Origin of the sequence: Ktedonobacter sp. SOSP1-85 (assembly GCF_016587415.1) — a bacterium.
Taxonomy (GTDB): domain Bacteria; phylum Chloroflexota; class Ktedonobacteria; order Ktedonobacterales; family Ktedonobacteraceae; genus Ktedonobacter.
In genome coordinates, this window is record NZ_BNJI01000002.1 from 1231878 (window position 1) to 1251242 (window position 19365).

General features: G+C 53.8%; 18 protein-coding genes. 14 read left to right on the forward strand and 4 right to left on the reverse strand.

Annotated features, from left to right (window positions below):
- Positions 1-42 precede the first annotated feature (42 nt).
- From KTE_RS33635 to KTE_RS33650, 4 genes are all read left to right on the forward strand, one after another.
- Positions 43-672 carry an IS607 family transposase gene (locus tag KTE_RS33635; protein WP_201389319.1) on the forward strand — a complete coding sequence of 210 codons (630 nt, stop codon included), beginning with the start codon at positions 43-45 and terminating at the stop codon, positions 670-672.
- Entirely contained in the window at positions 632-1927 is a 1296-nt protein-coding gene (locus KTE_RS33640; protein WP_201389351.1) for an RNA-guided endonuclease TnpB family protein, read from the forward strand. The genes KTE_RS33635 and KTE_RS33640 overlap by 41 nt, the downstream gene beginning before the upstream one ends.
- Positions 1928-2113: 186 nt before the next feature.
- Positions 2114-2530 carry a tRNA (N6-threonylcarbamoyladenosine(37)-N6)-methyltransferase TrmO gene (tsaA, locus tag KTE_RS33645; RefSeq protein ID WP_201389361.1) on the forward strand — a complete coding sequence of 139 codons (417 nt, stop codon included), beginning with the start codon at positions 2114-2116 and terminating at the stop codon, positions 2528-2530.
- A 157-nt stretch (positions 2531-2687) separates the two neighbouring features.
- Positions 2688-3527 (forward strand): phytanoyl-CoA dioxygenase family protein, encoded by an 840-nt coding sequence (locus KTE_RS33650; RefSeq protein WP_201389364.1) that lies wholly within the window; start codon positions 2688-2690, stop codon positions 3525-3527.
- 130 nt (positions 3528-3657) lie between these two features.
- Here the strand turns inward: KTE_RS33650 and KTE_RS33655 are convergent, their stop codons facing one another.
- Positions 3658-4422 carry a DeoR/GlpR family DNA-binding transcription regulator gene (locus tag KTE_RS33655; protein ID WP_201389365.1) on the reverse strand — a complete coding sequence of 255 codons (765 nt, stop codon included), beginning with the start codon at positions 4420-4422 and terminating at the stop codon, positions 3658-3660.
- 280 nt (positions 4423-4702) lie between these two features.
- On the opposite strand from KTE_RS33655, the gene KTE_RS33660 reads away from it, so the two are divergent.
- The 8 genes from KTE_RS33660 (at position 4703) to KTE_RS33695 (ending at position 13680) form a co-directional block, all read left to right on the forward strand.
- A complete protein-coding gene (locus tag KTE_RS33660; RefSeq protein ID WP_201389367.1) occupies positions 4703-5953 on the forward strand; it encodes a Gfo/Idh/MocA family protein in 1251 nt (416 codons plus the stop codon).
- 24 nt (positions 5954-5977) lie between these two features.
- Positions 5978-6985: an ROK family protein gene (locus tag KTE_RS33665; protein WP_201389369.1), complete on the forward strand. Its 1008-nt coding sequence runs from the start codon at positions 5978-5980 to the stop codon at positions 6983-6985.
- On the forward strand, positions 6982-8064 hold the full coding sequence (locus tag KTE_RS33670) for an SIS domain-containing protein (protein WP_201389376.1): 1083 nt from the start codon (positions 6982-6984) through the stop codon (positions 8062-8064). The genes KTE_RS33665 and KTE_RS33670 overlap by 4 nt, the downstream gene beginning before the upstream one ends.
- Positions 8065-8067: 3 nt before the next feature.
- Positions 8068-9009 carry a 1-phosphofructokinase family hexose kinase gene (locus KTE_RS33675; protein ID WP_201389378.1) on the forward strand — a complete coding sequence of 314 codons (942 nt, stop codon included), beginning with the start codon at positions 8068-8070 and terminating at the stop codon, positions 9007-9009.
- A 37-nt stretch (positions 9010-9046) separates the two neighbouring features.
- On the forward strand, positions 9047-10072 hold the full coding sequence (locus KTE_RS33680; protein ID WP_236600775.1) for a tagatose 1,6-diphosphate aldolase: 1026 nt from the start codon (positions 9047-9049) through the stop codon (positions 10070-10072).
- 152 nt (positions 10073-10224) lie between these two features.
- A complete protein-coding gene (locus tag KTE_RS33685) occupies positions 10225-11664 on the forward strand; it encodes a transposase (RefSeq protein ID WP_201389380.1) in 1440 nt (479 codons plus the stop codon).
- 549 nt (positions 11665-12213) lie between these two features.
- Positions 12214-12627: a MarR family winged helix-turn-helix transcriptional regulator gene (locus KTE_RS33690; RefSeq protein ID WP_201389391.1), complete on the forward strand. Its 414-nt coding sequence runs from the start codon at positions 12214-12216 to the stop codon at positions 12625-12627.
- A gap of 81 nt (positions 12628-12708) precedes the next feature.
- Positions 12709-13680, forward strand: a complete 972-nt coding sequence (locus KTE_RS33695) for a ring-cleaving dioxygenase (protein WP_201389393.1) — start codon at positions 12709-12711, stop codon at positions 13678-13680.
- Between the two features lie 627 nt (positions 13681-14307).
- Here the strand turns inward: KTE_RS33695 and KTE_RS33700 are convergent.
- The 3 genes from KTE_RS33700 to KTE_RS33710 all read right to left on the reverse strand — a co-directional run bounded on the left by KTE_RS33700 (position 14308) and on the right by KTE_RS33710 (position 16433).
- Positions 14308-14928: a GNAT family N-acetyltransferase gene (locus tag KTE_RS33700; protein WP_236600776.1), complete on the reverse strand. Its 621-nt coding sequence runs from the start codon at positions 14926-14928 to the stop codon at positions 14308-14310.
- A gap of 150 nt (positions 14929-15078) precedes the next feature.
- Positions 15079-15276, reverse strand: coding sequence for an IS3 family transposase (locus tag KTE_RS49945; RefSeq protein ID WP_374226833.1), 198 nt, complete (start codon positions 15274-15276; stop codon positions 15079-15081).
- A 92-nt stretch (positions 15277-15368) separates the two neighbouring features.
- Positions 15369-16433, reverse strand: a complete 1065-nt coding sequence (locus KTE_RS33710) for a LacI family DNA-binding transcriptional regulator (RefSeq protein ID WP_201389395.1) — start codon at positions 16431-16433, stop codon at positions 15369-15371.
- Between the two features lie 429 nt (positions 16434-16862).
- Here KTE_RS33710 and KTE_RS33715 point away from each other — a divergent pair, with 429 nt between their 5' ends.
- A complete protein-coding gene (locus KTE_RS33715) occupies positions 16863-18326 on the forward strand; it encodes a sugar ABC transporter substrate-binding protein (RefSeq protein WP_201389397.1) in 1464 nt (487 codons plus the stop codon).
- Positions 18327-18411: 85 nt separating this feature from the next.
- Entirely contained in the window at positions 18412-19359 is a 948-nt protein-coding gene (locus KTE_RS33720; RefSeq protein ID WP_201389399.1) for a carbohydrate ABC transporter permease, read from the forward strand.
- Positions 19360-19365 lie beyond the last annotated feature (6 nt).

Consider the following 19365-nt stretch of genomic DNA (forward strand, 5'->3'; position numbering starts at 1 on the left):
TAGGTCTTGACAATATGTGCAAAAGTGTATTAAACTACTCCTATGTACTCAGTCGCACAGTTTGCCAAACAGATAGGTGTCTCGGTCAAAACATTGCAACGTTGGGATCGGGAAGGCCGTCTCACCGCGAAACGAACCGTTTCCGGGCGTCGCTACTATGACGAGGCCGATCTGGCCACCGCACTGAATCTACCACAACGATCGGCAGCACGTCGCATAGTGGCCTATTGCCGGGTATCGAGTCCTGCTCAACGACCCGATTTACAGAACCAACGAGTTGCCTTAGAGCGCTACGCGGTCTCCAGGCACCTGATGGTGGATGAGTGGATCATGGAGATCGGCGGCGGCCTCAATTTTGAGCGCAAACGGTTTCTCCGGCTCATCGATGCCATTGTCGAGGGAGAGATTTCGTGCCTGCTCATTGCCCATCAGGATCGGCTGGCTCGCTTTGGCTTTGACCTGCTCAAGCATCTGTGCGAGACGCACCACACGGAAGTCGTGGTGATGAACACTGAAACGCTCTCGCCCGAACAAGAGGTAGTCCAGGATTTGATGAGTATTGTCCACTGTTTCAGTTCGCGTTTGTACGGTCTGAGGAATTACCGCAAAACCTTAGAGAAAGCCCTTCAGGATGAATACCGCACACCGCATTCGGATGAATCCCACCCCTGAACAGGCAGAGTACCTCAAACGCGCTTGTGGGACCAGAAGATTCGTTTACAACTGGGGCCGCGAGCAGTGGGAAAAGCAGTATCAGGCCTACAAACACGAACAGGAAATGACGCCGGAGCAGGAGCGCAAGCTGAAACCTCCGACGGCACTGGCGCTGAAAAAACAGTTCAATGCGATTCGACATGAAACCTATCCCTGGACCGGTGATGTCACCAAGTGTGTGGTAGAAGGAGCTTTTGATGGCCTTGGCAGAGCGTATGCAAATTTCTTTGCAGGAAGAGCGGAATATCCGAAATATAAGAAAAAAGGAAAATCACACGAGTCGTTTTCTCTCTCCAATGATAAATTCACCATGGGCAGCCACTGGATCTCGATTCCTGGCTTAGGACGCTTCATCCTCGATCAGCGCCAGATCACCAAAGGGAGAGGAAAGCTGTTACGCTCGTTGGGAACCGTCAATCTGGCCGAGAAGCTACGCTTTGTCGAGCAGGGGAGCGTGAGGACTCCCGCAAAGAAGCGGAACCAGCGCAAGCAGGTCATCTGTGAAGCAGTGAAGATTTTGGGGGCCACCGTCTCTTGTGAGGCGGGGCACTGGTACGTGAGCATCCAAGTAGAGATCCAGAAACAGCGTCCTCTCACTCCCACGCCTGTGGTGGGGGTCGATGTGGGCTTAAAGCAAGCGGCTGTGGTGAGCGATAAACGACGGCTTGAGAACCAAAGGCCGTTGGCACTCCATCTCAAGAAACTCGGCAACCTGCAACGCAAGCTCAGCAAAAAGCAGAAGACGAAAGATCCGGAAACCGGACGAACCACCTTCGGCAAAAACTATGAGAAGCAACGGCGCAAGGTAGCACGCAAGCATCAGCAGATTGCGAACATCCGTCGGGATATCCAGCACAAGTTCACCACCGAACTGGCGCGGACCTGTGGGGTCATCGGCATCGAAGACCTCAACATCCTGGGGATGATGGCGAACCGGAAGCTGTCACGTGCCGTGGCCGATGCCGCGATGGGGCAACTGTTGCAGTTTCTCAAAACAAAAGTGGCGAACGCTGGGGGAGATCTTTTCATCGCCTCGCGCTGGTTTCCTTCGACCAAACGGTGTTCGTGTTGTGGGCAGGTCAAAAAGCGCATGCCGCTCAAACACCGCACGTATGAGTGCCTGACCTGTGGATTGGTCCTCGACCGCGACCTCAATGCGGCATGTAATCTGGCCTGGTTTGCAACAGACATGCTTCGCCAACTTCATGCATAAAGTTGGCCGTCCTGGGTAGTGGCTACGACCGACGACGTAAAAGCGCCTGTGGAGCCAATGTGAGACCGAAACGGGAGGGCTGATCCAAAGGTTCCCGTGCCAAGGCAACTGGCTGTGAAGCAGGAACAACTGACCGCTCAGGCGTGTCTTGTACACGTTTGAGTATGAGAAAGGTAGCAGGATAATATGTCAGATATTGATTATACACTTGCTCCGGTTGGCTTTATTCATTCGCCACTTACGAATCGTGAGGGGGCGCCGAAGCAGGGCTATGAGGGGGCGCCCAACGTCTGGCTTGAGATAAACGAAAAGTTTGCAGAGGGGCTTGACGGACTTGTTGTGGGTGATAACGTTATCTTGATTACCTGGTTTCACCAGTCACACCGCGATGTCTTGCAGGTTCATCCTCGTGGGGATATGCAGAATCCCCTGACCGGAGTCTTTGCGACGCGCTCACCCGATAGACCAAATCCGCTTGGCCTGCATCGGGTGAGAGTCCTGGCCATCGATGGCAGGAGATTACACGTGGGGCCGCTAGAGGCGATTGATGGAACCCCCGTCGTAGATATCAAGCCCGTGCTCTCTCAAGCAAGTGACGCATAAAGCCCCTATATAGAAGGAGCGGACTTATACCAGTGCATGCAGGTTGGGTAATTGTAGACACCTTCTGGTCACTCTCAGATATAGTCATTTCGCATCTTCCAGGGTATGCTTATGTACAAGGAATGAGCATGAAGAAGATGAAAGGAAGCTTATCTCTATGTTGAGCGAGAGTATGCGCGCGTTCTTCGACGAAAATGGCTATGTAGTGGCGAGAGCACTGTTCGATTCACAAGAGGTGGATAGGTTACGCGAGCACTATATGGAGCTGCGCGCACAGGGAGCCCATCCCGGCGATATGGTTGGCGTCGACACGGCGAGCAGCGATCCTTTGAAGCGCTTCCCACGCATGATTCACATGCACCACTGGGATGAGACCAGCCTGAGCTGGCTCCTGGAGCCGCGTTTAAACGAAGTGTTGACGGGTTTACTGGAGCGTGAGCCATATGCCGTCCAGACCATGCTCTACTTTAAACCCGCTGGAGCGCGTGGGCAAGCGCTGCACCAGGATCAATACTTCCTGCGCGCCCGGCCCGGCACCTGCATGGCGGCCTGGTTGGCGCTGGACGACTGCGACGAGGCCAATGGCTGTATGCAGGTCATTCCCGGTAGCCATACCTGGCCCTTGCTGTGTACCACGCAGGCGGACACCAAAAATAGCTTTACCGATGTCACGGTGCCGCTCCCGGAGGGCCAGGAAGTTCAGCCCATCGTCATGCAGGCGGGGGATGTCCTTTTCTTTAATGGAACTCTGGTGCATGGCAGCTATCCCAATACGAGCAGCGACCGTTTCCGCCGTTCGTTAATCGGACACTATATCTCGGGCGAGGCGGAGCAGGCCTCGCAATTTATGAAACCCATCCTGCGTATGGACGGCAGCGAGGTCGACCTGGAGGCGAGTCTCCCAGGTGGACCCTGTGGTGTCTGGGTCGAGGAAGATGGCAAACCCGTCATCGAATTGAGCGGCCTGGAGATCAATACTGTTTTCTGCAGCGAATAACACAGCGAGGGGTCCAGCCGGACATATCACCGGTCGGACCCCTCGCTTTTTTGGCCCAATTTGCGAATTGCAACTATACAGCTTAGTTGCAATTCGAGGTAAAGGCCCAGGATGTACCGATTGTCTGATTTTAGGCCTGAATCACTTGAATGCCTAACGCACGTAGCTCCTCAAGCATATCTAACGGCGTTTGCTCATCGGTGATAATCTTTTGCACTGCGGTCAAGGGCGCAACAATGCTGGTAGCGACCTTCCCAAACTTTGTATGGTCAGCTACTAAGATCACTTCACGCGCGCATTGCACAATGACGCGGTCGGTCATGGTTTCTAGAGGATTCATGTTGGTCAGGCCATCATGCAGGCTAATGGCACGCATGGAGATGATAGCTTTATCAGCTCGCAGATCCTTCAACGTTTGCTCAACGATATGGCCAATCATCGAGAACTCTGAATGGCGTACGACACCACCCGTAACGATCAGCGTAATATTTTCATTTCCCGCCAGTTGATAGGCAACGTTGAGAGCGTTGGTGATTACAGTCAGGTTCTTCTTGCCCTCCAGGGCACGTGCAACCTCGAGTGTGGTCGTACCTGACCCCAGGAAGATGGTCTCGCCATCCTTAATCAAGGAAGCAGCGGCGCGTCCGATACGCTGCTTCTCCTCGCGGTTTTCAATACTTCGCTGTACCACTGGCGGTTCGGCCAGTGCCACCTCCACGATACTGACTCCACCATGCTCACGTCGCACACGCCCCATCGACTCCAACTTTTTTAAATCTCGTCGGATGGTTGGCTCACTCACCCCCAGGCGCTCGCTTAACTCGGTTACCCGCACATGTTGTTGCTCTTGAACAATGTGTAGTATCTGCTCGAGCCTCTCTATAGTTAGTTGCACGTCTTTCTTCTCCACAGGGCGCTTTCCTGACCCTGACGCGTTTTGAGGAACGAGGAATAGCGAAAATAACCGGATATGATCATCTTTGATTGAAAGTATAGAGATTCACCCCTACTCCTGTCAAGAATACAAACGAAATCTGCTTTTTATCCCATTTTTCACCTTGACAAAGGATGGACTCAATGCTATATTCGAAAAATAACGATCAAATATTGATCATATCCCATATGTTTCAATCATATTTTATTTGCAACGTATCGTGCTGGAAAGGATTTATGAGATGCCTCCTGTTACATTGCTGATTATTGGTGCTGGTAATCGAGGAAAGGTCTATGCTCGCTATGCCCTGGCACATCCCGATCAGGTGCGAGTTATCGGCGTGGCTGAGCCACGAGAGTTTTTTCGCACGCGCATGGTGCAGGCGCATGATATCGCGCCAGAGAACGGTGTTACGGATTGGCAAGAATTGGCGTCTCGGCCCAAATTCGCTGATGCGGTGATAATCACGACTCCCGATGCTCAACATCGAGATCCGGCCGTTGCCTTTGCGAACCAGGGATATGATATTTTGCTGGAGAAGCCCATGGCTCCTGATCCAGAGAGTTGCCAGCAGATTGTAGATGCGATCTCAGCCAATAAGAGTATCTTTGCGGTTTGCCATGTTCTGCGCTACACAACCTATACTCGGCGTCTCAAGGAGTTAGTCACTTCGGGCCTGATCGGTGATATTGTCAGTGTTCAGCACCTGGAGCCGGTGGGTTACTGGCACTATGCTCACTCATTTGTGCGTGGTAACTGGCGTAACGAAGCCGAGTCGTCTTTTATGCTGCTCGCTAAATCCTGCCATGATATCGATTGGCTGCGCTATATTGTAGGGAGCCGCTGCGTCCAGGTTTCCTCCTATGGTTCCCTGCTACACTTCCGCAAGGAGAATAAACCCGCGGCAGCAGGGGATGCTATGCGCTGTCTCGATTGTGCCTATGAGCCCGGATGTCCCTATTCCGCGAAGCGTTTCTATAACGGACGGCTGCGCGAAGGGAAGTCTGGCTGGCCACTTGATGTGATCACAACCGATATTTCCGTAGCAGGTGTCGAGGCCGCTCTACGCAATGGCCCCTATGGTCGTTGCGTTTACGAATGCGACAACGACGTCGTTGATCACCAGGTTGTGAATCTGGAGTATGAGAATGGTGCAACCGCGTCGTTTACCATGATCGCTACAACAGAGTCTAGGGAGCGTGAGACCACCATCTTTGGCACGCGTGGCGAACTGCGTGGCGATAGCAAGCACATTGTCCACCATGATTTCCTGACCGAGCAGACGACCACATATGAGGGCGAGCACTTGGCGGGTGATAATGGACATGGTGGCGGTGACTATGGAGCGATAAAGAGCTTTGTGGAGGCAGTTGCCCGGCGTGACCCCAGCCTCATTCTCTCTGGCCCCGAAGAGTCACTGGAGACCCATCTCACCGTCTTTGCCGCCGAGCAGGCACGGCGCGAGAAGCGCAGTATCCAGCTAACATACTAGCCCTGGCGAGAAAGAGGGATGTATATGCAACATGAAGAGGCCGCGCTTGTCGTCGGCGTCGATGTCGGTGGTACGAAGATTGCCGCCGGGATAGTGAATGCACAGGGGCAAGTTTCTGGCCGCGTCAAGCTTCCGACTGATACCAGGAGCGTGGAGCATACGCTCCAGAGCATTGCTTCTGGTATTAGAAGTACCATCCAGGCTACGCAGGGATCTTCGCAACGCATCAAGGCCATTGGCCTGGGTATTCCGGGTATGATTGATCCGCTGCAGGGCGTCTGTCAGCTTTCAGTCAATCTTGGCTGGCGGGATGTGGCGGTGAAGACCTGGCTCGAACAGGAATTGCAGCTTCCTTGCTTCATCGAGAATGATGTGAGTGTCGCGGCCCTGGGAGAGAGCTTTTACGGTGTTGGCAAGGGGCTGGAGACTGTTGTCTATCTTAGCCTGGGGACTGGAATTGCCGCCCGCACGATCATTCATGGACAGCTCTTTCGCGGTACCCATGGCATGGCGGGAGAGATAGGCCACGTGGTTTTTGACCCTGCTGGCCCCCTTTGTCGCTGTGGAGCCAGGGGATGCCTGGAGGCATTGGCGGCGGGTCCAGCCCTGGCTCGCAGGGCCGAGGACGAGCTTCAACAAGGGAAGGTGTCTCTTTTAGCCGGATTTTTGCAAGCATCAGCGGGGACAGGACTGCGGGCTGAACATGTCTTCGCGGCGGCAACCAGGGGTGATGCGCTCGCGGAACAGATCTTACATGAGGCCGGGCAACACCTGGCATATAGTATCTACCTGCTGACAATGAACTTTGATCCGCAGAGAGTTATTCTCGGTGGAGGACTGGCTGTGGAGGGAAGCCCACTGATCGAGGCTATGCGTGTGGGACTCACCCATTGGATGCAACAGGCCCCTGTTTTCCGTGAAATGCTCAGTCAGGAGGCGGTTTGCCTGGCCAGCTTACAGGGTGACGCCGGTATCGCTGGCGCGGCCGCCCTGGCTATAGCTGAATCAAAAACAAGGAGTCTTCTATCATGAACACTACAGAACAGTTGGTTCCAGATCACTACGAGATGCACACACTGCGTGAAATTTTGACCCAGTCACTTGCCTGGCAGGCGGCCCTGGATGTGGTCGCAGCGAAACAGGAGGCCATTCAGGTCCTCTGGAAATCGAAGGATTATACTGACATAGTCGTCACAGGATGCGGCTCAACGCACTATCTCTCACAGGCTGTCGCGCCTCTGCTTCAACGCCAGCTAGGCATACGAGCACGTCCTGTACCTGCCTCAGAGCTATTGCTCTTTCCCGAAACCGTCATCGCACCCGATAGCCGTCCACTTCTATTTACCATCTCACGCTCTGGTCAGACCACAGAGACCATTCGCGCGACCAGGATGTTTAAGCAGCGCTATGGTGGACCAGTCATCACCATTGGCTGTTATCCTGAAGCAGAGCTGGTGGCCCTGAGCGACCTGGCGCTGGTGATTCCAGAAGGGCAAGAGCAAAGTGTTGTACAAACGCGTTCCTTTAGCGCCATGCTGCTAGCCGCTCAGGCCGCGATTGCCCTGGCTCATAACGCTCACTTTCAGGCGATGCGCAGCTTGCCAGAACTGGGGAAACGCTTGATTGATGCTTATCACGATCTGGCCAAACAGCTTGGGAGCGATGCACGCTTTGAGCGTTTTTACTTCCTGGGTTCGGGCCTACAGTATGGCCTGGCCTCTGAGCTCAATCTCAAGATGAAGGAGATGTCGCTCTCTGTCTCTGAGGCATTCCACTTCATGGAGTTCCGTCATGGTCCCATGTCGATGGTCAACGAGCATACACTAGTGGTGGGCCTGCTCTCGGATACAGCCAACGCCCATGAACTAGCAGTCCTACGTGAGATGCGCGCCCTGGGTGGTACAACACTGGTGCTCTCTGAAGACCTCGTTCCTACAGCAGCCGCTGACTTTCAGATCAACTTCCGCTCGGGCTTGGCGGAGAACAACCGCGCGGTCCTGTATCTGCCACTGTTACAGCTTCTCGGCTACTACCGGGCCAGGATCAATGGTCAACATCCTGATCATCCCCATAACCTGACGGCGGTCATTGTGCTTGACGCGGAGAAGTAAGAGATGATTGTGACCGTTGTGCCTAATCCTGCGCTTGATAAGACGGTTGTCTTACCCGATTTCAAGTTGGGTAACATTCACCGTGCCGGAGAAGTCATCATCCAGGCAGGTGGAAAAGGCTTTAATGTTGCCAGGGCACTACGCACCTTAGGAGTTCAGGGGCTGGTCATAGGTCCAGCGGGGGGCTATGCCGGGAAACACTTGCTGGCCCTGGCTCGCCAGGAGGGGCTTGAGATTGATATGCAGGAGGTGAACGCCGAGTTGCGTACGTGCCTGACTATTGTTGATCCCGCGGCAGACTACCAACTGACCGAGATCTATGAGCAGGGGGCGTCACTGAGCAGGGCTGAATGGGAGGCCGTGGTACACAGGGTCGCGAGCGCGCTCCCGCGAGCGACCTCCCTGGTAATAAGTGGCAGTTTCCCGCCAGGCGTGCCGGAGGATGCCCTCCTCATGCTTCTCCAACAGGCTAGGACTGCTTCAGTGCCTGTCCTGCTAGATACGCATGGCGCACAGCTTCGCGCTGCCCTGGCATATCGCCCCGCTCTGCTTAAGCTGAACCAGTTCGAAGCCGGGGAACTGCTTGGTTATCCGCTTACTGATCCCTTCCAGGCGGTGGTAGGGACCGCCGAGCTACAGAGACGAGGCGCGCAGGAGGTCATTATCTCACTCGGGAAAACTGGCGTTGTGGGCTGTACAGCCGAGGGTCAGCGCTTTGGTTGGATAGCTCCTACTGTATCTGCCCTCTCCTCAACAGGAAGCGGCGATTGTCTCCTGGCGGGTATCGCTGCCGGGCTCATCCGTGGCCAGGGATTAATCCAATCAGCCCGCCTGGGGGTCGCAGCAGGAGCCGCAAATACCCTGCAAATAGGGGCTGGTCTCCTGAATCTTGATGATATCGAGACGCTGTTACCAGGTATCCAGGTCCTATCACTGACCAGCTAGCAAACATCTCCGCTCATGTATAGAAAGAAGATATGCAGTGGGAAAGATACAGATGAGTCGCGGAAAATTTGAGCATCTACAAGCCTGTACCAATGCGGATGGCATCATAGCCGCCGTCGCCATGGACCAGCGTAACTCACTCAAGAAGAGTATGGAGAAACTGGTTGAGGGAAGTGGCACACCAGAGGCGATTACGACCTTTAAGCGCAAGGTCTCGCAGGTTTTGACGCGCTATGCAAGCGCCATCCTGCTTGACCCTGAATATGGCCTACCTGCCTTGCAAGAGCGTGTACAGGGCCGGGGAGCGCTCCTCTCCTATGAAGTCACGGGCTATGATCCCCTGGTAGTAGGGCGTTTGCCGCGTCTCCTTCCGAACTGGAGCGCGCGTCGGCTCATTGAAGTGGGGACCGACGCGGTCAAAATTCTCCTCTACTATAACCCTGCCGACGTGGGATGGATAAATGAGATCAAACAGGCTTTTGTCGAACGCGTAGGCGATGAATGCAGGGCGCTTGATATCCCCTTCTTCCTTGAGCCACTGGCCTATGATAATATGCATCCTGAGCAAAGTTTTGAGTTTGCTTGTTTAAAGCCCGGCTATGTCCGCTCGATCATTGAAGAGTTTTCACGGCCACGTTACGGTGTTGATATGTTGAAGGTCGAGATCCCGATCAACAGCGCCTATTTAGCTGGCAGCCACGGCTTCAAAGGCAATCAAGTCGCCTATGATTGGCAGGAGGCCAGAGAGCATTTCCAGGCCCTCGCAGCAATCAGCAGCCTTCCATTTATCTTCTTGAGTGGAGGTGTGGATGATGTCATTTTTCGCGAGCAGCTAGAACTGGCAGCCGAGGCTAGTATTCCTTTCAGCGGTGTCCTTTGCGGTCGTGCAACCTGGAAAGGCGGCATCCCAGTCTTCGTCAACAACGGTGAAGCAGCGCTGGAAGAGTGGTTGCAGGAACAAGGCGTACAGAATGTGCAGACCCTCAACGCAGTGCTGAGCCAGTGTGCCAGGCCCTGGCATACCATTTACGGCGGCCTGGAAGCTATCCAAGTCACCGATTAAGGGTTTAGACAGTTGTCAAAAAGCTATAACTATCATGTCGTTCTGCAACTATCTATAGCCGCTTCAAAGAAGCCCAAAACAGTTGCAAGTATATGCTTTTCCTGTTATACTTCTCCTCATGAGGACAAATGTTCGTAAGAGGAGGAGGAGTGATGCGTACCAACCGTACCCACCAGCCCCTGACCTATGATGTGCGGTTGCCTGACGAAGCCCAGGCAGATGCGCTTCGCCTCCTTGATGCAAGTAAGGCCGTCGTCAATGCGGCACTGACGATCCTCTGGCCCTGCCTCGACGCGTTTGGGGATGAGCGTGAAGGGCCTGCCTGGAAGCAGGTTGGCAAGTACATCGCAAGCCCGTTGCCGCATGGTGATCGTCAATGGCGCTGCGAGAGCGAGGTCGTCGGGCGCTTGCTGCGGGCGCAGGCCGAGCGCAAAAAAGTCTTTACCCTCGTCGCCCCCATTCTCTCCGATGGCTTCATTCGCCCCAAAACGGAGAGGCGCCCAGCAGGCAAAAAACGTCCAGCCATCAAAGAAGCCATTACGGCCTTGCAGCAGAGCCTCGATGAGGATGAAACCAGCTTTGTCACCCTACAAAATGTGGTCGAGCAAGCCTGCAATTTTTGCTTGCAGCATGATCGTTTCCCCACTTCCTATGAAGAATTGCAACCCATCCCCTTGTTACATGTTGGTCTGCTGACCTATGCAGGAGACGATGGTGGCACAAAAGGCCAGACCTATCGGCTGGCTCTTGACGCAGATGCAGGGGTGGCTCGGTTTCGCTTCCGCTCCCCTGACGAGATGGGGGTGTGGTGCTGGCGCAAAGAGGAGACCCTCATTGCGTTCCCTGTTTGCCTCAAAGAGCGTCTTTCCGACGGAAAGCTCATGGCTCCCACGCTGCGCGAAGAGCGCCGAGCCGATGGTGAGCGCTTTGCCGTGCTCGACTTCATCATCGAGGTCGAAAAAACAGCCTTGCCCACCTGGGAACAGGTTGAATGCGTCTTAGGCGTGGACTGGGGTGTGCATACCCTCTTGACGGCGACTGCCATCAATGAACACAGTGAGCAAGTTGGCAGGCCATTCTTCCTGGACATTGGCGGCTTTGATGGCAAACAAGCCCGCACGCGGCGCCAGATTGATGAACTCAAGAAGAAGGTCGCGGCCTGTGAGCAGGAACGAGATGCCTTGCCAGAAGCCCATCCCAAACGCGCCTGGTACCAGGAGCGCCTCGAACTCTCTCGGCGCGAGATCGAGCGCTGCTGGGGCAAATATGAGCGGCGCAATCGAGCGGTGGCGCATCTGGCAAGTAACGTCTTGCTGCTGTTGTGTCAGATCCATGGCTGCTCGCTGCTCTCGATGGAATCGTTGAAAACCCTCAAAACCACCGGGCGAGGGAAAGGTGTCCGGGGGCGCTGGCGCCACTATCGCAATAACTCGACCGTCCGCGGGGACATCTGGAGGATCCTTCGTTATAAATGTCATCTTCTGGGCGTGCGGTTCCGTACAGCGCAACCACGAGGAACCAGTCATACCTGCCCCGCTGCGGGATCACGGCAAAAACGTATCGTTCCCCCAGTGATCGTCGTGAAGCGGTGAAGTGGGGGCGGTGGATGGCTTGTGAGGCCTGTCAGTATAACGGAGATCGGGATTATTGTGCGTCGGTCAACATTGCGAGACTGGGCGTGGCATATCTGGCTCACATGAAACACGTAGGCAAGGCGAGGTCTTGCTCCATCTCTGACCCCAGGGTCAAGCCCGTTTCGTATACCGGAATGGGTTCGGCGTTGCTGTTGCCGCCGACGGGAGAGACACCCGCCCGCACCTTGCGGGGAAAGATCTGTTACTATCCTGGCTGGGTGGCTTCTGCCTTCCTTCAATCGTCACAGCCCAAAGCTGTTTTCCTTCGATTGTGTGGATAGTTGGGCCTTGTTCAAGATAGTTCTAGATTTTAGCAACGGTCAGATACCCCCCTGTCCGAGAAGCACGGGGACTCATCCCAGCTTTTGGTGAAGAGGAGCAAAATCCATACTGATCCCTCGATAGTTCTTGTTCTTATGCAAAAACAAAATCTACACCTCTCTTGTGCTTGACATCTTTGGAGTTTAGTGCTAAACTATCCATAAGCAAAAGAGAGGAGGGAACGAGATGCCTGGTTCAGCGGTGCTTACCTGGTTGCGCCTGTTCCGCGTTTTTCAGCGGATAGATCGTGCGCAGACGGTGCATCTACGCTCCTGGAATTTGAACGTTGCCCAATTCGATGTTCTGGCACGTGTGGGTGCACGTAAAGGAATAACGCAACAGGAGCTGGCCGATAGCCTGCTCGTAACCAAGGGCAATATCTCCCTCCTGCTCAATCGCATGGAAGAAATGGGCTTGCTTAAGCGTTATCAGGAACGACGCAGCAACACGCTATTCCTCACCGCCAAGGGCCAGGAGCTCTATGATCGCGTGGTCCCCGCACACGAGGAGTTGATTGCGCGCTTGATGGGCGGTGTGAGTCCATCTGAACTGAGACAGCTTCAGCACCTCCTGCGTAAACTGGAGTATACGCTCCGTTAAAAATTTTTATGCCTAGGGTTTAGCACTAAACCCTTTAGATAGAGATAGAGAAGTTCACCAAAGCAAGAAGGGAAATACGTTATGCAACTTGGTGGTTTGCATCATATCACGGCCATTACTGGCAATGCGTCGCTCAATGTCGCCTTTTATACGGACATCTTAGGCATGCGTCTCGTTAAAAAGACCGTCAATCAGGATGATGTTAGCGCCTATCACCTTTTCTACGGAGATGAAACTGGCAAACCTGGCTTCGACCTGACATTCTTTGACTGGCCCGCGGCTGGTCCCAACCACGAGGGTGCGGGCACGGTTGCTACCATCGCGCTCGGTGTCAATAGCCGCGAGGCGCTTGACTGGTGGGTACAGCGCTTTGACAGCTTTAAGATTTCTCATGAGGGCATCCAGGTTCGCAATGAACGCACGGTATTGCCTTTCCAGGATCCCGAGGGGCAACGTTTAGAGCTGGTGGATGCCCAGGGACAACTCCAGAGCACCTACTGGAAGCAGAGCCCCATCCCTGCTGAGATGGCCATTCAGGGCTTTTATGCCGTGACCCTGATCGAGCGTGACCTGGAGCCAACGGCTTCCTTCCTCACCGAGACGCTGGGCTTCCGCCAGGGCGAGAACTACCAGTCCGAGGAGGGCAACACGGTCTATGTCTTTGAGATGGGACCCGGTGGCGCCGGTGCTGAAGTACACCTTGACGTGCGTCAAGGTACTCGTGGCGGACGACCCGGTATCGGCGGTGTGCATCATGTAGCATTCCGCACGCCAGACGACGAGGAACAAGAGCAGTGGTTTCAAACCATTAGCAAGCACACCCGTAACATCTCATCGATTATTGACCGTTTCTACTTCCACTCGATCTACTTCCGCGAGCCAGGCGGCGTGCTCTTTGAGATCGCGACTGATGGCCCAGGCTTTGCGACCGATGAGGACCTGGAGCACCTGGGTGAGCAGCTCGCGCTTCCTCCCTTCCTGGAGCCACACCGTCAGGAGATCGAGGAGAACCTTCGCCCCATCGTCCCCTTTAAGCTCGCCTCCGTTCGCTAAATAGCTTAGGAGTATGGGATGAGGGTGAAAATACTGTAGAAGTTGATTTTGCACTGGAGTGAGAGTGGTGCAGTTTGTGGGCAGCGTTGTGACACACCTGGCTTAGTCTTGGCAATCCCTCCCAAATCTGCTCCCTTTCCCCCATCTCCTGCTGTAACTGAGGGAATATCTCCTCCTTCCCAGCCTGCATCTCAGAAGATATCCCCCTCTTCGACTTCTGTGCCTACAGCGACGCTGCCCGGTTCCTCTCGTCCTTCTGCTACTCATCCCAGGACAGGAGGGGCCAAGCGGGATACCTCGCAAAGTGAACAGCATTTTTCGCCTCAAACCAAAGTCGAGGCAAGCGGAGAATATTGCATCTGTGGAACCCGTCTCGTGCAATCAAAAGGGTGTGGCCGATCCAGGCACTATTGTTCTGATCGCTGTCGTGTACGTGCGTACCGCCAGCGAGAGAAAAAAAGGATATCTTGTGCCACGCAGCATCGCAATTTGTAAATCCCAACAGTATTCTGGCGAAAATCCCATAATTATCCTGGTGAACAAGTTGTTCAGGGTAGCTTACCCGACCTGGGACAATTATTGGAAAAGCGGCCAGAAGAGTGTTGGGATTCACACGAGTGCATTGCGTCACCGAAGTTCGCAGATGTAGGACATGGCTGGCTTACCGTTAAGCGTGAGCTCACCGACGGCGACGAATCCGTTGTGTTCAAGCACCTTGCGCGAGGCCGGATTGCCCAGCGTGACTCTCGCGCGCAGCCTGGTAAGTCCGTAGTCTGTGACGGCGAGCTCACGCACCTTGCGCACCGCCGCTGTGGCCAGTCCCTGCCCCGCGGCCTTCTGCGCGATCCGGTACCCGAGTTCCGCCGACCCGTCTGCCACTTTGAACAGGTTCACCCGCCCCACTACCTCGCCGCCCTCGACCACCAGCAGGTGGAAGTAATCTGTCCCGGCTGCCTGCCACTCGAGCAGTTGCGCAAGCCGCGTGTCGAACTCAGTAAAGAACTCGTCCCCCCGATCCGGTATCACCGCCGCGAAGTAGGCCCGATTCTCCCGCTCGAACGCAAGCAGGGCAGGCGCGTGGTCGAGGCGGACCAACTGAAGGTCTGGCATGGGGAGTTGGAGACGCGGTGTCGATTCCGGCCCGGTTCCCCTGTCCTCCTTCGATTCCGTGTGCGCGGGTTTCCCGCCCACGGCCTGCCTCCCGAGAAAGGAACATTCATCGGCCTTTGGCGCGTCTCGTTCTTCCATGTGTTTCTCCCTTTGCTCAATGATGAATTGATAGAACTGCCCGTTGAGTACTAGGCATACTTGTTATTGTCCCAGTTTGAATGATCACCTAAAGTGAAAAGTCAACTTTTTGATCTTTACCCGAAAAAGTGAAGTCCCCAAAGAGGAGAGTTAGCTCATCGAGAGTTCGTACCTGAGGGGACTCAGATAGTGGAGCGTGGAATGTCTTCGAACTCGATTATAAAACGTTTCGATGTAATCAAAGGTCACGCCCCTAGCTTGTGCTGGTAGTGTTGCAAAAAAATTAAAACTCAGCAAATTGAAGCGCACTCGAACATCTCTCACCAGGAAAAGATGCAGAACACGCACCTTTTCTCGGCGGCAATGATTCTTGTGCCGTCATTGCCCGCTCCATTTTCTCAGCTCAAATTTTTTTGCAATACTACCTGACGAAACCTATTTCAGGTGAGGTCAGTGAGTATGTCACGCACCGGGCGTGCTTGCGAGGAAGCACGCACCAGAAGTTGATGTTGTAGGATAATTTCTTGCCTGGAGAGGTTGGGTTGCCGTAGATTTTGCAGCAAGCGAAGGGCCGCCGTTCTCCCCAATTCATAGGCAGGCTGGGTGACCGTTGTGATGGAGATCAGATCAGGAATAGCCCAGCGCACCTCGTCGAAGCCTACAATGGCGATATCTGCTGGCACACGTTTCTGGCTGGCATAGAGAGCACGTAAAGCTCCCACGGTGATACGATTGTTTGCTGTCAGGACGGCTTCTAGCGGAGGATCTACTTGCAGCAAACGTTGTATCCCACGCTCACCAGTCTCTTCTCTAAATGGCCCCCGGTACTTCAGTGAATCATCATACACGATACCCGCTTCCTGCAATGCCTGATGATAGCCAAGTATACGTTCATTGGCGGTCGTAACGGATCGTGGGCCAGTAATGATGCCAATGCGGCGATATCCGTTGCCTATCAGATGAGCTGTAGCCTCTTTGGCTGCCAAAGCGTTGTTGACGAGAACGGCATCAATGGAGGAATCATGCACACGCCTATCTACTGTCACAATAGGGATATTGCGTCCCTGGAGTATGGTGAGTGCGTCCAATCGCTCTCTTGAAGGCACAATGATCGCACCGGCGACTGACTCGGCTGCCAGAATCTTGATATATTGCGCCTCTTTCTGAGGATCTTCAGTGGTATTACAAATGACAAGGAGATAACCATTTTCCTGGGAGACCTCCTCAACACCGCGCATAAGGTCCATAAAAAAGGGGTTCTGAATATCGGAGACGAGCAAGCCTAAAAGCGCTGAACGGCTACCGGCCAATGCGCGAGCGGCCCTATTCGGTTCATACTTGAGCGCCTCTATGGCAGTGTGTACCCGCGCTGCGAGTTGAGGATCAACGGTATTGGAGCCGTTGAGGACCCGGGAAACGGTTGCCATCGATACACCTGCCTGTTTTGCGACTTCGCGGATTGTGACAGGTTTGTGCGATTGTGGGTCATGTTTTGTATCTGCCATAAGTGTCAGCGACTCCTCCCCAAGTATCTGTATGTCGTGTTGTTGTGCTTTGTCGAGCTGCAGTATTGCTTCTGGCCCTGCACGTGGAAAGTAAGCGCTCTCTAGAAATATCTTCTTCGGAAAGAAATCCCTCATATTGTTGATAGGGATATCATAGCGTATTTCCGACATTTATGCAAGTTTACTGAAGCTTTTACGGCAGAACAGTTGAAAGCTTGACAAATCCATGAGTGTAGTTTACTCTTGTTGAGAAAGCGTTTTCTCGTAATGGCCATCTCCAACAATGGTGACATATTCCCTGAAGGCAGGGAAGTGGTTTTCTATAAGGGCGTAGTAGCTGTCCCGGGCCATCGTTCATAAGTTGATGGTGTAGGGAGAAGTATGACACCAGAGGGCCAATGGCTGGCCTTTTCATGGAGGAAACAACAGATGGACCAACAAAGGAGTGTGGAGGCCTGGATGCGCGAACTGGAGCAAAAGTTCGCGGAACGTGGCTATAGTCGGCGCGATTTCGTCAAAGTTGCTGGCGCGCTTGGCCTCTCAGGCGTGCTCGTTGCATGCGGTGATGTCAGGCCACAAACCCAGCAGGGAAAGCAGGCGGGCAACACCAATTCCATTTACTCTATCCATGATGCCGATGGACTTCAGTGGCCTAAGACGACGGTCCCTGAACCCACTTCCCCGGTACAATTGAGTGTTTCTCATGCCTGGGATGCTACCTTCATGGCTCGTCAACAGCAGTTCGATCAACTCTTCACCAAACGCCACCCGAATATTACGATCAATGCCGAGAATACCCCCTGGAATAACTACCTGCAGAAGTACCTGGCTCAGGCAGCAGGAGGGACCTTGCCTGATATCATGTACACCCACTATAGCTGGATTCAGCAGTTCATCACCCAGGGTATTCCTCTCTCGCTCAACACCTACATCGCGAAGCAGCCCGACTTTAATATGGCTGACTTCACCAAACCATCGATGGGTTTCTACAAGCACAAAGGGCAATTGTACGCCGTCGCCTATGACTGCGGTCCCGTTGTGCTCTTCTACAACAAAGACCTATTTGATAAAGCAGGGATGAAGTATCCAGATGCCAGTTGGACTCTTGACACCCTCAAGCAAGCTGCTATCAAGCTCACGAGTGGTGACTCCCACAACAGAATCTATGGCCTGGCCTCCCTGCCCACCCCGGCTTCTGCTAACATCGCACCTCCCTTCCTGTTCCCCTTTGGCGCTCGGTATGTCAATGAGGATCAAACAAAGTCTCTCATCGATCAGCCTGAAGCGATTGAGGCCATGCAGTGGTGGATGGAAATCCAACTCAAGCATAATGCTGCACCCGGTCTGGCTGAACAACAGGCAATGCAGCAGCAACAAACCGACGAGTTTACTGCTGGTCGAGCCGCCATGGCCTACAATGGCTCCTGGATCACCCCTGGCCTGCGCCAAAATGCCAGCTTCAAATGGGATATCGCACCCTGTCCAAAGGGACCGAAAGCGCAATCAACCTCTGCCGAGGGCAGCGGATACCTGATCAGTAAGAGCGGCCAGCATAATGATGCGGCCTGGATCTATCTGAACGAGTATCTCTCTTCAGTAGGGCAACAGTTTATGTGGGGTATGACGGGACGAGGCAGTCCCGCACGCTCTTCGGCCTGGGATTCCTATCTCAAATCCTCCTTCGCGCCTTCAGGGGCGAAAAATATCCTTGATGCCCTCAATAACTACGGGTCGAACGAAGTGCTCTACCTGCCTGCCACGCCAAAGGTCGTGAATGCCGCACAGCCAATCTGGGACCGCGTCGTGAATGGACAATTAGGCGTTGCCGATGGGTTGAAGCAGGTGAAGCAGCAGATCGACCCCTTACTGGCACAAAATGCTGGCTTGCGCTAACAATTCCTGACATACAGATGAGCGGCTGTTGTTCTATCAGTTCACTCATCTGTATGGATATGCAAAGTAAAGGGGAGAACAGATTATGCAACTCTTTATGAGGCGCACCAGGCAAGCAGCGAGCCATGCGCGTAGGAGGAAGCTTAGCAAGGTGGAGTTGCGTGAAGAGAGGCAGTTTTATCTCTTCATTTTGCCATGGATCATTGGCTTCATCCTTTTTGGAGGCGGTCCTATTATCGCCTCGGGCGTGATTAGCCTTACGAACTGGTCACTGCTCTCGAATCCACAGTGGATTGGCCTGCAGAACTATGTGCAGTTGTTTCAGGACCCGCTGTTCTACCTGACGCTCAGAAATACCTTGTACTTCGGTATCGGGAGCGTCTTGCTCACCGTTGTTGTATCCTTTGCCCTGGCCCTGCTCTTAAATCAGAAGGTGAAGGGGATTTCGGTTTTTCGTACCGTATTCTATCTGCCTTCGGTCGTTTCTGGAATTGCAACTGCTCTGTTGTGGATCAACATCCTGCACCCTGATTTCGGGATGGTCAACTACCTGCTAGGCCTGTTTGGTATTCAGGGGCCTGGATGGCTCTACTCTGAAGACTGGACGATTCCTGCTTTGATCATTATGAGTGCCTGGGGTGCTGGCAATACCATGGTCATCTACCTGGCAGGTTTACAGAGCATTCCATCCTATATGTATGAGGCGGCTTCGATTGATGGGGCGGGTCACTGGTCAAAATTCTGGAATGTGACGGTCCCTATGATGTCACCAGTCATCTTCTTCAACCTGGTGACTGGCTTCATTACATCGTTGCAAGCCTTTGTGCTGATCCTGGTGATGACCAATGGAGGGCCTGCTAATGCCTCGCTGGTCTATGGACTCTACATCTATCGCCAGGCATTTCAGTACTTCAATATGGGCTATGCCTCGGCACTCGCGTGGATTCTCTTTGTCTTGATCATTATCATTACCTTCATTCAGTTTGCTCTGGCTGGGCGCTGGGTCTATTATGAAGGGGGAGTACGAAAGTAGGTAGCT

Coding starts and splice junctions, on each gene's coding strand:
- KTE_RS33635 (WP_201389319.1), top strand. CDS start 43: ATGTACTCAGTCGCACAGTTTGCCAAACAGATAGGTGTCTCGGTCAAA.
- KTE_RS33640 (WP_201389351.1), top strand. CDS start 632: ATGAATACCGCACACCGCATTCGGATGAATCCCACCCCTGAACAGGCA.
- tsaA (WP_201389361.1), top strand. CDS start 2,114: ATGTCAGATATTGATTATACACTTGCTCCGGTTGGCTTTATTCATTCG.
- KTE_RS33650 (WP_201389364.1), top strand. CDS start 2,688: ATGTTGAGCGAGAGTATGCGCGCGTTCTTCGACGAAAATGGCTATGTA.
- KTE_RS33660 (WP_201389367.1), top strand. CDS start 4,703: ATGCCTCCTGTTACATTGCTGATTATTGGTGCTGGTAATCGAGGAAAG.
- KTE_RS33665 (WP_201389369.1), top strand. CDS start 5,978: ATGCAACATGAAGAGGCCGCGCTTGTCGTCGGCGTCGATGTCGGTGGT.
- KTE_RS33670 (WP_201389376.1), top strand. CDS start 6,982: ATGAACACTACAGAACAGTTGGTTCCAGATCACTACGAGATGCACACA.
- KTE_RS33675 (WP_201389378.1), top strand. CDS start 8,068: ATGATTGTGACCGTTGTGCCTAATCCTGCGCTTGATAAGACGGTTGTC.
- KTE_RS33685 (WP_201389380.1), top strand. CDS start 10,225: ATGCGTACCAACCGTACCCACCAGCCCCTGACCTATGATGTGCGGTTG.
- KTE_RS33690 (WP_201389391.1), top strand. CDS start 12,214: ATGCCTGGTTCAGCGGTGCTTACCTGGTTGCGCCTGTTCCGCGTTTTT.
- KTE_RS33695 (WP_201389393.1), top strand. CDS start 12,709: ATGCAACTTGGTGGTTTGCATCATATCACGGCCATTACTGGCAATGCG.
- KTE_RS33700 (WP_236600776.1), bottom strand. CDS start 14,928: ATGGAAGAACGAGACGCGCCAAAGGCCGATGAATGTTCCTTTCTCGGG.
- KTE_RS33710 (WP_201389395.1), bottom strand. CDS start 16,433: ATGGCAGATACAAAACATGACCCACAATCGCACAAACCTGTCACAATC.
- KTE_RS33715 (WP_201389397.1), top strand. CDS start 16,863: ATGGACCAACAAAGGAGTGTGGAGGCCTGGATGCGCGAACTGGAGCAA.
- KTE_RS33720 (WP_201389399.1), top strand. CDS start 18,412: ATGCAACTCTTTATGAGGCGCACCAGGCAAGCAGCGAGCCATGCGCGT.